A 14,136-nucleotide genomic window follows, 5' to 3' on the forward strand; every position below is an offset into this window, starting at 1 on the left:
CAAGCGGTCAGCGGCGGGACAGTTCGGTCTCGCCGGCCAGCCGGGCCGCGCGGTCCGCCTCGGTCAGCGCGTCGAGCACCCCGTCCAGCTCGCCGGCCAGCGCCAGGTCGAGGTTGTACGCGGTGTAGCCGATGCGGTGGTCGGTGATCCGGTTCTGCGGGAAGTTGTAGGTGCGGATCCGCTCGGACCGGTCCACCGTGCGGACCTGCGCCTTGCGGGCGTCCGACGCCGCCGCGTCCGCCTGCTCCTGGGCGGCGGCGAGCAGCCGGGCGCGCAGGATGCGCATGGCCTGCTCCCGGTTCTGCAGCTGCGACTTCTCGTTCTGGCAGGAGACCACGATGCCGGTCGGCACGTGGGTGATCCGGACCGCCGAGTCGGTGGTGTTCACCGACTGCCCACCGGGCCCGGAGGAGCGGAACACGTCGATGCGCAGCTCGTTCGGGTCGATGGTGACGTCGACGTCCTCCGCCTCCGGCAGCACCAGCACACCGGCGGCGCTGGTGTGGATGCGGCCCTGCGACTCGGTGACCGGGACGCGCTGCACCCGGTGCACGCCGCCCTCCCACTTGAGCCGGGACCAGACGCCGTTGCCGCCCTCCGGTACGCCCTTGCTCTTGATCGCCAGTGAGACGTCCTTGACGCCGCCCAGGTCGGAGTCCTGCGCGTCGATCACCTCGGTGACCCAGCCGTGCCGCTCGGCGTACCTGGTGTACATCCGCAGCAGGTCACCGGCGAACAGCGCGGACTCCTCGCCGCCCTCGCCGGCCTTGATCTCGACGATCACGTCCTTGGCGTCGTGCGGGTCGCGCGGGATGAGCAGTTCGGCGAGCCGTTCCTCGAGCGCCGGCAGGGAGGCGGCGATGGTGTCCGCCTCGCCGGTGAACGTCGGGTCCTCGGCAGCCAGCTCGCGGGCGGCGGCCAGGTCGGCGCGGGCCTGCTCCAGCTCGCCGGCCGCCTTGTGCAGCGGGACCAGCTCGGCGTAGCGCCGGCCCACCCGCCGGGCGGCGCCCTGGTCGGCGTGGATGGCCGGGTCGGCCAGCCGCTTCTCCAGCTCGGCGTACTCGTCGAGGAGGGCGGCCAGGCGCTCACTGCTCATGCTGCGGGTGCTCCTTCACGCAAGAACCGGCGGAAACGGACGAACGCCCGTGCCCGGCAGGAGCCGGACACGGGCGTCGTCGACGGAGCTACTTGGCCTTCTTGGCCTGAACCTTGGCGTACTTCTGCTGGAACTTCGCGACCCGGCCGGCGGTGTCCAGCACGCGCTGCTTACCGGTGTAGAACGGGTGGCAGGCGCTGCAGGTCTCGACGCTGATGGCGCCGCCCTTGGCGGTGCTGCGGGTCGTGAAGGAGTTGCCGCAGGAGCAGCGGACCTCGGTGGTCGCGTACTCCGGGTGGATGTTGGGCTTCATGTCGCCTCGGTCCTTTCGTCGGTGGTCGCCGGGTCGCCGTCGGTGCTCCCCGTCGTCACGACGGGCTCGGGCGTGAACCGGAACCGGTGGCCGATTGACCAGTCTGCCACGGGCGTCTTCCACCCGGCACAGGAGGTCCGCCACCTCCAACGCCGGCCCACCCGTCAGCATTCCCACCCCCACCCCACCCACTCCCACCCGGGCCCGGCCCGCCCCCGGCCCGCCCCCGACGATCATGAAGTTAGCGGCGTTTCCTGTCGCTTTTGTCCGGGCCAACTTCATGATCACCGGGGCGGGGCCCGGGGGTTGGGTTACCGGGTCGTGGTCACCTGAGCCTCGGCCTTCACTCCGTTCACCGTGACCGTCAGCTGGACCTGGGCGCCGGGGCGCAGGGCGGTCAGCTTGCCGGTAACTGGGTCGAAGCGGGCGGCGTGCCAGGGGCGTACGCCCGCCGCACCGCCGATGTGCAGGTTCGGCGAACCGGACCAGTCGGCGCTGACCGGCGCGGCCACCGGCACCTGCCGGCCGCTGGGCTGGGTGAGCGTGGCCGTGACGTCGGCCGGCGTACGCCGGGACACCTGCGCGGGGGCGGTCACCGCGAGCCGGTCGACGTGGGCGTGCATCTCCGCGCTCACCCACCGCGGCCCCTCGGCCAGCGGGTCACGGCGGGCCCGCTCGGCCTCCCCCGGCGTCACCGGGTCCACCCCGAACTCGGTCCAGCCGGTGAACCCGCCGAGCGCCGCCGGGGTGGACGGGTCCTTGCCCGAGTTGCCGTTGATCACGTACGGCACGCCGTCCACCCGGTCGGCGTGGAACGTGCCGACGTGGCCGTTGACCATGACCGCGCCCTTGCCGGTGCGGTGCTGGAAGTCGGCCAGCCACTGCTCGACCAGTGCCGCCTCCTTGCGGTCGCCGAGCTGGCTGGCCTTGGCCGGGCTCGGATCGCGCGGCGGGTGGTGGAAGAACACCGCCACCGAGCCCACCGAGCGGTCGGCGGCGGCCTGGTCGAGCGTCCGGCGCAGCAGCTCCACCTGGTCGAACCCGCCGCCCCGCAGCGAACCGGTGGCGGTGCTCAGCGTGAGGAACCGGGTGCCCCGGTGGTCGAAGACGCGCGAGGTGTCCCCGAAGACGCTCCGGAAGTTGTCGATCGGCGCGCCCATGATCTCGTGGTTGCCGGGCACGTAGTGGTACGGCACCTCGCCGCCCAGTTCCTCGTCCAGGATGCGCTTGGCCAGGGCGAAGTCGGCCGGGTAGGCGGTGTCCACGAAGTCGCCGTTGATGATCAGGAAGTCCGGCCGGGCGGCGCGGACCTCGCGCAGCGTACGGCGGGCCTGGGCGACCAGGTCGCTGTCCGGGTTCGCGGCGACGAACTGGGCGTCGGAGAGCACCGCGAAGCGCCAGGGCGCCCCGTCCACAGTGCCGTCGCGCAGCACCACCCGGTCGGTGCGGTTCGGCTCCGGCGGCGCCTGCACGTCCGGCGGCACCCGGGCCACCAGGTCGTCGATCACCACCTCGCTGCGGTACTGCTTGGCCGGGTCGGTCTCGGCCACGTAGAACCGGCGCACCCGCACCGGGTACTGCACGCCCGGCGGTACGGCGAACTCGACGTACTTCCAGCCGGTCCAGTCCAGGTACGGGCCGCGCAGCACGAACTGGGTGTCCTGCGCGTCGTGCAGGTGCAGGCTGGGCCACTCGCCGGTGCCGTTCGCCTTGATCCACATACCGAACGCCTGCGGCTGGCCGGGGACGTCGATCCAGGCGGGCGGGTCGGCGTACGCGGCCCGGGTGCCGGTGGACTGGCTGAAGTCGTACGACATCCGCAGCCCGCCCCCGGTGTGCCCCTCGGCCGGTGCGACCGACCCGGAGGCGCGGGCCTGGCTGAACTTCCAGGACGCCGCGTCGTCGAACCCGGCCACCGGCACGTCGGTCAGCCCGACGGTCACCGGCAGGACCGTGGTGCGGTTGCCGACCCGCGCGGTGACCAGCGCCGAGCCGGTCGCGGCGAGCGCCTTGACGGCCAGGTTGCCGTCGGCGGTGGGGGTGACGGAGAGCAGGTCGCTGTCGTACTCCAGCGTCAGGTCGGCCGGCTCGATCGGCGCGGTGTTGCCCTCGGCGTCGTAGCCGACCACGCCGAACAGGCCGCTGTCGCCGGCCCGGTCCAGGCCGACCCGGTCGACGGTGCCGTCGATCCGCTGCAGCGGGCCGAGCACCGTCAGCTCGATGGTGCCCCGGGCCCGGCCGCGGGCGGCCGTGACGGTGCTGTGGCCGGGGACGGCGGCCCGGAACACGCCGTCGCCGTCGACTCGTCCGTGGGTGGCGTGCCAGCGTGGCTCGCCGGCGGCCGGGCCGTACGTCTCGTCGTATCCGGCGGCGGTGAGCCGGCGGGTGAGGCCGGGGAAGACCCGGTCCGGCCGGCCGCCGCGCACCGGCGCGACGCCGGGTGCGGCGGTCGGGTCGCTGGCGGTCTCCAGCCAGTAGCCGGTGAGCCGGCCGCTGCCCTTCGGCGCGTAGACGGCGAGCCCGTTCGGTACCGGCCGCTCGCTGCCGTCGGACGGGCTGTTCTCCACCTGGACCGTGGCCGCGCCCGGCTCCCGGGCGAGCAGCGTGGAGGAGCCGCCGCCGTCGAGGTTGAGCGCGTTCGCGGCGCCCAGCTCGGCCATCATGCGGCCCATCTCGGTCTGGGTGACGCCGCGGCTGTCCACCTGGCGGCCGTCCACCGTCAGCATGATCATCTTGCGGCCGTCGGCGGAGAAGCCGACGGCGGTGCGCGGGGCCAGCGACGCGTCGGCGATGCTCTGCACCACGCCGTCGCGGACCAGCACGTTGCCGCCACCCACGGCGGCGCGCAGGTCACCGCCGTCGGAGGCCCGCGGCCGCCAGGTCAGGTCCACCGCGTCGCCGGGACGCAGCACGGCGAGCGCGTCGGCGCCGGCCTCGCGGCCGAGCAGCACGGTGGTGCCGGCCGGGATCGGCCCCTCGCCCGCCGTGGTGGCGACGCTCGCCACCCGGCCGCCGGTCACCGTCACCTCGACCGTCCGGGTCGCGCCCTCCACGGCCCGCTTGCGGGTGTACGACCCCCAGAGCGGCGTGAACACGCCCACGCCGTCGCGCTGCACCATGTTGTTGAACTGGGTGAGCGGCACCGGCCCGGCGGGCAGCGTCGCGGTGCCCTCGAAGCCGACCTCGACGACCCGGCCGATGCCCTGGGCGCTGATCCCGACGGCGTTGGGGTGCCCGGCGACTGGGGACTGCACCAGTTCGCCGGAGCGGACGCCGACGCCCTGGGCGGCACCGGAGTTGTTGATGTCGAAGAAGTCGCCGTTCACGGCCGCGACGGCACGGGAGCGATCCACCGCGGCGCGCAGCGGCTCGTCCTTGGTGACCTCACCGGAGTTCACGTAGTCGACGGTGAGCCCGCCGGCCAGGTCCGCGGTGAGGGCGTCGGCGCGCAGCCAGCCGGCCGCGTCGTACCTGTCGAAGGAGGTCAGGTCGAGGCCGGGCGCGACCGGCCGGGTGGTCTTGGCGGTCTCCAGCCCGCCGGCCGGTTCCACACCGGCGAGCGCGACGGCGGAGTCTGGGCGGGAGGAGGCGCGTGGCGCGTCCTCGGCGGCGGTGGCGCCCGGCGGCGCGACGGCCGACGGCGCGGCAGTCGCGGCGGACGGTGGCGGCGCGGTGAGGGTCAGCAACGGCGTCAGCAGCAGGACGCCGGCGAGGCGGGCGGGTCGACTGCGGGTTCGCATGGACGACAGTCAACCCGACGGTGAACAGAAGTTTCAATACCTAGCGGCTTAACCGTAGAAAAACTTCACGACCTGCACCGGTACGCGACGAGGGGCACGGCCGATGCGGCCGTGCCCCTCGTTCGTCGGAACCGTCAGCTCACTCGCCCGGAGTGGACTTCGCGATCTGCATCAGGAACTCGATGTTGGTGCGGGACTGCTTGAGCCGGTCCAGCAGGAGGTCGAGCGCCGCCTGCGAGTCCAGCGAGTGCAGCACCTTGCGGAGCTTGTGGATGATCGCCAGCTCCTCCGGCGCGAGCAGGACCTCCTCCTTGCGGGTGCCGGAGGGGTTGATGTCGATCGCCGGGAAGACCCGCTTGTCGGCGATCTTCCGGTCCAGCTTCAGCTCGGCGTTACCCGTGCCCTTGAACTCCTCGAAGATGACCGTGTCCGCCATGGACCCGGTCTCCACAAGCGCGGTGGCGAGAATGGTCAGCGAACCGCCGTTCTCGATGTTGCGCGCCGCGCCGAGGAAGCGCTTGGGCGGGTAGAGCGCGGTGGAGTCGATACCACCCGACATGATCCGGCCGCTGGCCGGCGCCGCCAGGTTGTACGACCGCCCGAGCCGGGTCACCGAGTCGAGCAGCACGACCACGTCGTGGCCCAGCTCGACCAGGCGCTTCGCCCGCTCGATCGCCAGCTCCGCCACGGTGGTGTGGTCCTGCGGCGGACGGTCGAACGTGGCCGCGATGACCTCGCCCTTCACCGACCGCTGCATGTCGGTGACCTCTTCGGGCCGCTCGTCGACGAGCACCACCATCAGGTGGCACTCCGGGTTGTTGCGGGTGATCGCGTTCGCGATCGCCTGCAGCACCATCGTCTTACCGGCCTTCGGCGGCGACACGATGAGCGCCCGCTGGCCCTTGCCGATCGGCATGACCAGGTCGATCACCCGGGTGGTGAGGATGTGCGGCTCGGTCTCCAGCCGCAGGCGCTCCTGCGGGTAGAGCGGCGTGAGCTTGTAGAACTCCGGCCGGCGCTTCGCCTCGTCCGGCTCCATCCCGTTGATGGTGTCCAGCCGGACCAGCGGGTTGTACTTGTCGCGCCGCTGCTCGCCGTCCCGTGCGGCCCGCACGGCGCCGGTGATCGCGTCACCGCGGCGCAGGCCGTACTTCTTGATCTGGGACATCGAGACGTACACGTCGTTCGGGCCGGCCAGGTAGCCGGTGGTCCGGACGAAGGCGTAGTTGTCGAGCACGTCGATGATGCCGGCGACCGGGACGAGCACGTCGTCCTCGCCGACCTGCGGCTCGCGGCCGCCACCGCTGTCGCCCTCGCCCCGCTCGCCGCGGCCGCGACGACGGTCCCGGAACCGGCTGCGCCGGCCCCGCCGGCCGCCGCCCTCGCCGTCGTCGTCGCCGTCGTTGTCCCGCTCGGCGCGCTGACCACGGTCGTTACGGTCACCCCGGTCGTTGCGGTCGTTGCGGTCGCCGCGCTCGTTCCGGTCGTTGCGCTCGGCGCGCTCGCCCCGGTCGCCCCGCTCGTTGCGGTCACCACGCTCGGCCCGCTCGCCACGCTCGGCCCGGTCACCACGGTCGTTGCGGTCACCCCGGTCGTTGCGCTCGCCGCGCTCGGCCCGCTCGCCGCCACGCTCGGCCCGGTCGCCGCCACGCTCGGCCCGGTCACCGCCACGCTCACGGCCCCGGCCCTCGTTGCGCTCACCGCGCTCGGCCCGGTCACCGCCACGCTCGGCGCGCTCGCCGGTCTCGGCGGGCACCTCCTCGGCGCGCGTCGTCTCGGCCGGCCGCGCCTCGGTCGCCGGCGCCTCGGCCGGTCGGGCCTCGGTGGTCGCGGCGGCGGCCCGGCTGCGGCGACCGCGGGTACGACCCTCGGTCACCTCGGCGGCCGGCGCCTGCTCGGCGGGGCGTGCCTCGGCCCGCTCCTCACGGACCTCCGCGTGCACCTCCTCACGGGCGGGAGCAGCAGCCGCCGCCACCTCGGCTCGTGGTCGAGGGGTTCCGGCCGCGCCGCCCTGCTGCCGCTCGGTGATGGCACTGATCAGCTCGCCCTTGCGCATGCGAGCGGTACCAGAGATGCCGAGCGACGCGGCCAGGCTCTGCAGCTCCGGCAGCAGCATCGCCGACAGACCGGTGCCGCTCCGCCGGCGGCGCGTGGGGGCGGCGGTGGTGGCATCGCCAGCGACGTTGGAAACATCCGACGTCACGTCGGTGGTGTCGCTCAATGGATTCCTTCCCTCGATAGGCCGGGCTGCCCGGAGTCGTGGAACCAGGTGGCCGGGCGGCCTCGGTGCACCCGCCTCGCATGGACGCGTCGCGGGAGTCTGTGACACAGCAGCCGGTGGTTTCCCGACTCACCACCATCGGTGAGCAGGTCTCGCCGTCTGCGGCGACCTGTGGAAACTGCGGTGCGGCGTGGGCCTTGAGCAGGGGTGACGGGCTACCGCCGAGAGCTTCGGGGGTGCGCCGAACCGCAGGAAGATCGCATGCTTCGCGGCTGTGCTAGGTCTAGAGCGTAATCGCCTCGTCCGACCTGCGGCAACAGGGCCCCGCTCGGCGTGTCAAAGTCTACCCCGGATGACCCGGGCACCGCTGACATCTATCGGCAACTCCCACCGGCGCCAGTCTGTTCCCAGCCGGAATCCCGCCGGGACCTCGGAGAGCGCCAACACGGTCGGCCCCGCCCCACTGACCACAGCCGCCACACCCGCCGCACGCAGCTCAGCGACGAGCGCCGCCGTGGCCGGCATCCCCGGCGCCCGCTGCTCCTGGTGCAGCCGGTCGACGGTGGCCGGCAGCAGCAGTGCGGGATCGACGGTCAGCGCGTGCACCAGCAGGGCCGCCCGGCCCGCGTTCGACGCCGCGTCGGCGTGCGGCACGGTGGCCGGCAGCGCCGCCCGGGCCACCGAGGTCAGACCCCGCTCGGCGGGCACGAAGACGGTCGGGCGCACGGCCGGCGCCACCGGCAACGAGACCGCCCGCGCGCCACCCGGTTCGGTCCAGGCGATGGTGAAGCCGCCGAGCAGGCAGGGCGCGACGTTGTCCGGATGCCCCTCCAGCTCGGCCGCCAGGCGCAGCGCGGCGTCGTCGTCCATCCGCCGCTCGCCGCCTGCGACCAGCGCGCGGGCCGCCAGCACCCCGGCCACGATCGCCGCCGACGACGAGCCGAGACCCCGGGCCTGCGGGATGCGGTTGACGCACTCCAGCGCCAGACCGGCCGGCTGCGCGCCGAGCGCGTCGAAGGTGGCCCGCATCGCGGTGACGATCAGATGCCGCTCGTCCGACGGAAGCTCGCCGGCGCCCTCGCCGGTGACCGACACCCGGACGCCGCCGTCTGTCACCTCGGCCGTGACGTCGTCGTGGCGGCCCAGGGCCAGCCCGAGCGCGTCGAAGCCGGGGCCCAGGTTGGCGCTGGTCGCGGGCACCCGGACCCGCACCGGGCCGGTGGTGAATGTGGTCGGCACCGGCTCATGCTAGGACGTCACCCCGACAGCCCGGCCGGACCGCCCGGACCGTGGGACCGGCGTGTCAGCCGGTGCGCTCGGGGGTCGGCGTGTCGACCGGGTCGGTGAGCGAGAGCCGCCGGGTGGCGAACCGCCAGCCGATCGCGTACACGACGGTGACCAGGCCGCAGCCGGCCAGCACGGTGCGCTCGTCCACCCGGTCCACCACGAGCGCCACCACCAGCTGGCTCACCGCGATGGCGAGCGTCGCCAGCATCATGTCGGTGGCGAAGACCCTTCCCCGGAGCCGATCCGGCACCTCGCCCTGCAACGCGTAGTTGGACAGCACCCAGTTGCTGCCGCCGCCCAGGTGGGCCAGGAACACCAGGACCAGCACCAGCGGGAACCAGGTCACCACCGACGCGCCCAGGTAGGCCAGGCCGTACAACGACATGGACATCGCCAGGCCGGTGAGCAGCCAGGCCCGGTTGCTCAGCACCCGGCGCATCATGATCGGGCCGACCAGCGCCCCGGCGCCGCGGGCGGCGAAGAGCAGACCGGCGCCGACCGCGCCGACCCCGTACACCCCGGCGAGCAGCGGGAAGACGGTCAGCACGCCGTTGCCCAGGCCGACCGCCGACTTGACCGTCACCAGCGCCAGCACGCGCGGGCGGTGGGCGATGTAGCGCAGCGCCTCCCGGATCGCCGCCCACGTGCGCGGCGCCGTCGCCGCCGGGTCGCGCGGCGCCTGCAACGGCCGGCGGATCAGCGCGGCCAGGCCCGCGGCGGCGACCAGGCCGACGGCGGCGACCCAGAAGCTGGCGTACGGGCCGGCGACGGCGCTCAGGATCCCGCCGAGCGAGGCGCCGACCACTGTCATCGTGCCCCACGCCGAACCGGCCACCGCGTTGCCCGCGGCCAGGTCCTCCGGGTCGACCACGTTCGGAAGCGCGGCCTGGGCGGCCGGCGAGTAGAACGCCTTCGCCACGGCCACCAGCGCGATCGCCGCCAGCGCCAGCCAGGCCGTACCGGCGTTGCGCACGCCGAGCAGCAGCAGCACCCCGGCCAGCGCGCCCACGTTGGCCACCATCATCACCTTGCGGCGGTCGAACCGGTCGGCGATCGTTCCGGCGTACGGGAGCAGCAACGCGGTCGTGCCGGTGTCCACCGCCAGCACCAGCGCGCCCCAGACCCCGCTGCCGGTCAGGTCGGGCAGCAGCACCAGCAGCGGCACCATGACGAACCAGTCCGCGCCGAAGACGACCAGCTCGGCGAGGAACAGATGGCGGAAGTCGCGGTTGCGGACGAGGACCGACAGGGTGGGTGACACGCGGGCACCCTACCGGGCCGCCCCTGTCGCGGCAGCGCGGCGCAGCAGGTCGGAGACCGTGACGAAGGTGTATCCCCGGGCCCGCAGACCGTTGATCATGTCGGGCAGGCCGCGGAGCGCGACGAGCCGGGTGTCGGTGCCGACGTCGTGGCCGAGCAGGATCGTGCCGGGGCGTACGTCGGCGACGATGCGCCGGGCGTGGCCGGCCGGGTCGTGCGGGAACTCGCTCTCGACCATCTGGAGCGTCCAGAGCACCAGGCGGTAGCCCAGCCGGGCCGACGCGTACAGCACCGACCCACCGAGGTGGCCCCACGGCGGGCGCAGCAGCCGGGGCGCCGAGCCGGTGGCCGCCGTGATCGCGTCGTGGCTGCGGCGCAGGTCGTCGTAGACCGTCGCGGCGTCCATCCGGGCCAGGTCGCGGTGCGCCCAGCTGTGGTTGCCGACCTCGTGGGCGTCCATCCGGCCGCGGACCAGCGCGGCGTGCTCGCGGGCCCGTTCACCGACCAGGAAGAAGGTGGCCGGCACCCGGTGCTCGGCGAGCGTGTCGAGCACCATCGGGGTCCACTGTGGGCGGGGGCCGTCGTCGAAGGTGAGCGCCACCAGGGGTTCCTCGGTGCGGACGCCCCAGACGACCTGCAGCCCGCCGGTGCCGACCTCCTGGTGGCGGTTGCCGAGCGTGGCGCTCGCCGGCCCGCCCGCGATCGGGAGCCTCCGGTCGGCCACCCAGGTGCTCTCAGCGGTCGCGAACGAGCCGACCGCGGCCCCGCCGAGCAGCAGCGCGGAGCGGCGCAGCACGGCACGCCGGTCCCACCGGCCCGCACCCCCCGCCATCGCACCCCCGAACCGAAAGTAGGCAGCAGTTCACTGAGCGTACCGTCCGACGCGGTTCCGGTGTGTCCCGCGCGCCGAGGCGCCGGGAGGGGCCCGCGCGGGGCCCCTCCCGGTCCGTCACTCGGTGGGCGGCAGCGGAGACTGGCGGCTCTTGGGCAGGCGGAGCACCTCGAACTGGTCGGTGCCGTCGACAAGCGCGCCCGACGGGCGGGCCGGCGGCGGCGCCACCACGGCCCGCTCCTCGGCGCGCTCCCCGCCGCCGACCGTCACCGGCACCGGGTCCGGCTCCGGCTGCGGCCCGACCGGCTCGGGAGCGCCGCCCCGCCGCCGGTTCCGGAACGAGCCCTTCGTGTGCTCGACCATCGTGTAGAGCGTCGGCACGAGCACCAGCGTCAGCAGCGTCGAGCTGAGCAGGCCACCGATCACCACGACCGCCAGCGGCTTGGAGATGAAGCCGCCCTCGCCGGTCAGGCCGAGCGCCATCGGCAGCAACGCGAAGATGGTGGCGACGGCGGTCATCAGGATCGGCCGCAGCCGGCGCCGGCCGCCCTCCACCACCGCCTCGGTCACGTCCATGCCCTGGGCCCGGTACTGGTTGATCAGGTCCATCAGCACGATCGCGTTCGTCACCACGATGCCGACGAGCATGAGCACGCCGATCAGCGCCGGCACACCCAACGGCGTGCCGGTGACGAGCAGCAGCCCGATCGCGCCGGTCGCGGCGAACGGCACCGAGATCAGCAGGATCAGCGCCTGGGTCAGGCTGCGGAACGTCGCCACCATGATCAGGAAGACGATCGCGATGGCGGCCAGCACCGCGAGACCGAGGTCCGCGAACGCGTCCGCCTGGTCGGCGCTGACACCGCCGATCACGTACGTGGCGCCCGGCACGTCCAGCGCGTCCAGCCGCTTCTGCAGCTCCTGCGTGGTGGCGCCCAGGTTCGAGCCGGTCGCCGTGCCGGTGACCGAGACGCTGCGCTCCCCGTCGATCCGGGTCACCTGCTGCGGACCGTCCACCTGCTCGACGTCGGCGATCGCGTCCAGCGGCACCGCGCCGACCCGCAGCGCCCGCAGCTCGTCGACGGTCAGCGGCGGCCGGGCGCCGCTGCTCAGCACCACGCTCTGCGCCGTACCGTCGAGCGTCACCTGCCCGAGCGGCGCACCCCGGTACGTCTGCGCGACGAGCTGCCCGACTGCCGCCTCGGTGAGACCCGCGCGGGCCGCCGCCACCCGGTCCACAGTCACCTCGACGCGCGGCACCTGCGTGGCCAGGCTGCTGGTGACGTCCTCCACGCCCGGCGTGCCGGCCATCGCGCCCCGTACCGCCTCGGCCGCCCGGGTCAGCGTCTCCTGGTCGGCGGCCTGCACGACCACCTCGACCTGGTTGGCGGAGGCGTTCTGCCCGCCGCCGAACGTCAGCTCGCCCACCTCCGCGCCGAGCGCGTCGAACTCCTTGCGCAGGTCCTGCCGTACCGCCGCGGCGTCGGTGTCGTCGGACAGCGACAGCGACCAGGTGGCCCGGTCACTGCCGCCGCCCGCGAACGGGTTGTCCCCACCACCGGCGCTGACCTGGTAGGTCTCCACCCCCGGCGTACGCCGCAGCACCTCCTCGACCCGCGCGGCGGCCCGGTCGGTGCCGGCGAGCGAGGTGCCGGCCGGCATCTCCTGCCGGATGGCGAGCGTGTCCTGGCCGGAGTCGTCCAGGAAGTTCGTCTCCAGCTTCTGCGCCAGGCCGAACGTGCCCAGCAGCACGAGCAGCCCCAGGCCCACAGTGGCCCAGCGGGTCTTGCGCGATCGGGTGGCGAAGTCGATCACCGGCAGGTACGCCCGCTGCAACGGGTTGCGCAGCTCCTTCTCCTCGGCGGCCCGCCGGGCGGCGGCGTCGTCGGCGCCGCCGCGCGGCCGCAGGAACCAGTACGCCAGCACCGGGATGGCTGTGAGCGACACCAGCAGCGAGGCGAGCAGCGCCACCGTCACGGTGATCGCGAACGGTGCGAACAGCTGCCCGACGAAGCCGCCCACCAGGGCGATCGGCGCGAACACGGCGACAGTGGTGAGCGTGGACGCGGTCACCGCGCCGGCCACCTCGCGGACCGCGGTGAGGATCGCGTCCCGCTTCGGTTCCCCGTACTCCAGATGGCGTTTGATGTTCTCCAGCACCACGATGGAGTCGTCCACCACCCGGCCGACGGCGATGGTCAGCGCGCCGAGGGTGAGCAGGTTCAGCGAGTAGTCGCCGGACCAGAGCACGATCAGCGCGACCAGCACCGACAGCGGGATGGACACCGCGGTGACGACGGTGGAGCGCACCGACAGCAGGAACACCAGGATCACCACGACGGCCATGACCAGGCCCAGCAGGCCCTCGGTGGTCAGGCTCTCGATGGACTTCTCGACGAACGGGGCCTGGTCGAAGACCACTGTCAGCTCGGCGCCGGAGGTCTTCGACAGCTCGTCCAACCGGTCCCGGATCTCGTGCGAGATCTCCACCGCGTTGCCGTCCGGCGCGGCGGTCACCGCGATGCCGAGGCTGGGCTTGCCGTTGGTCCGGGTGAACGAGGTGGCCGGGGCGAGCTGCTGCTCCACGGCGGCCACGTCGCCGAGGCGTACCGGGGCGGCGGGAGCCGTGGTCAGCACGATGCCGCGCAGGTCGTCGACGGTCCGGATCGGCGTGCCCACCTGCACCGGCAGCGACCGGTCGCCGTCGGCGAGCGCACCCGCCGGCACGGCCACGCCGTTGCTCTTGAGCGCCGACGCGATGGCGGTCGGTGCCACCTTGGCGGCGGCCAGCTTCGCCGGGTCCGGCGTGATCGTCACGACCTGGTTGCGCGCGCCGGTGACGTCCACCGAGCGGACGCCGTCCAGCGCCTCCAGCTCCGGTACGACGGCGTTGCGCAGCTTCTCCGCCAGCGCCCGCTCGTCGCCGTCACCGGTCGCGGCGACCACCACTGCGGGCAGGTCGTCGGTGCTGCCGGCGATGACCTGCGGGTCGACGCCCTCGGGGAGCTGGGAGTCGATCCGGTTGAGCGCGGTCTCCATCTTGTTCACGACGTCGTCCAGGTCGGTGCCGAACTCGTACTGCACCTGGACCGTCGCCGCGCCCTCGCGCGAGGTCGAGGTGACCTCGTCGAGGCCCGGGATGCCCTTGAGGCTGTTCTCGATCGGCTCGGCGACCTGGGATTCCACGATCTCCGGCGCGGCGCCCGGGTACGTCGCCACGATGAACGCGGCGGGGAACTCCAGCGACGGCAGGAGCTGCTGCTTCAGCGACGGCACGGCGAACAGGCCGAAGGCCGTGGTCACCAACGCGACGAGGGCGATCAGCCCCCGGTTGGCGAGGCTGAATCTGGCGAGCAGCGACATCGGCGTTACTCACTCCTGGAGAGG

At 73.5% G+C, this 14,136-nt stretch carries 8 protein-coding genes; all 8 read right to left on the bottom strand.

The window, feature by feature from the left end; genetic code table 11:
• Positions 1 to 7 precede the first annotated feature (7 nt).
• Positions 8 to 1,096 (bottom strand): peptide chain release factor 1, encoded by a 1,089-nt coding sequence (gene prfA, locus OC439_RS14480; protein ID WP_262013866.1) that lies wholly within the window; start codon positions 1,094 to 1,096, stop codon positions 8 to 10.
• A gap of 88 nt (positions 1,097 to 1,184) precedes the next feature.
• Complete coding sequence (gene rpmE / locus OC439_RS14485) at positions 1,185 to 1,409, bottom strand: 50S ribosomal protein L31 (protein ID WP_184688060.1); 225 nt, start codon at positions 1,407 to 1,409, stop codon at positions 1,185 to 1,187.
• Positions 1,410 to 1,720: 311 nt separating this feature from the next.
• On the bottom strand, positions 1,721 to 5,149 hold the full coding sequence (locus OC439_RS14490) for a phosphodiester glycosidase family protein (protein WP_262013867.1): 3,429 nt from the start codon (positions 5,147 to 5,149) through the stop codon (positions 1,721 to 1,723).
• Between the two features lie 139 nt (positions 5,150 to 5,288).
• Positions 5,289 to 7,370, bottom strand: a complete 2,082-nt coding sequence (gene rho / locus OC439_RS14495) for a transcription termination factor Rho (RefSeq protein ID WP_262013868.1) — start codon at positions 7,368 to 7,370, stop codon at positions 5,289 to 5,291.
• Between the two features lie 336 nt (positions 7,371 to 7,706).
• Positions 7,707 to 8,609, bottom strand: a complete 903-nt coding sequence (thrB, locus tag OC439_RS14500; protein WP_262013869.1) for a homoserine kinase — start codon at positions 8,607 to 8,609, stop codon at positions 7,707 to 7,709.
• 64 nt (positions 8,610 to 8,673) lie between these two features.
• Positions 8,674 to 9,918: an MFS transporter gene (locus OC439_RS14505; RefSeq protein WP_262013870.1), complete on the bottom strand. Its 1,245-nt coding sequence runs from the start codon at positions 9,916 to 9,918 to the stop codon at positions 8,674 to 8,676.
• A 9-nt stretch (positions 9,919 to 9,927) separates the two neighbouring features.
• On the bottom strand, positions 9,928 to 10,749 hold the full coding sequence (locus OC439_RS14510; RefSeq protein ID WP_262013871.1) for a polysaccharide deacetylase family protein: 822 nt from the start codon (positions 10,747 to 10,749) through the stop codon (positions 9,928 to 9,930).
• A gap of 117 nt (positions 10,750 to 10,866) precedes the next feature.
• A complete protein-coding gene (locus tag OC439_RS14515) occupies positions 10,867 to 14,112 on the bottom strand; it encodes an efflux RND transporter permease subunit (RefSeq protein ID WP_262013872.1) in 3,246 nt (1,081 codons plus the stop codon).
• Positions 14,113 to 14,136: the final 24 nt, after the last annotated feature.

Origin of the sequence: Micromonospora sp. Mcm103 (assembly GCF_024519755.1) — a bacterium.
In the GTDB taxonomy this organism is placed as follows: domain Bacteria; phylum Actinomycetota; class Actinomycetes; order Mycobacteriales; family Micromonosporaceae; genus Micromonospora; species Micromonospora aurantiaca.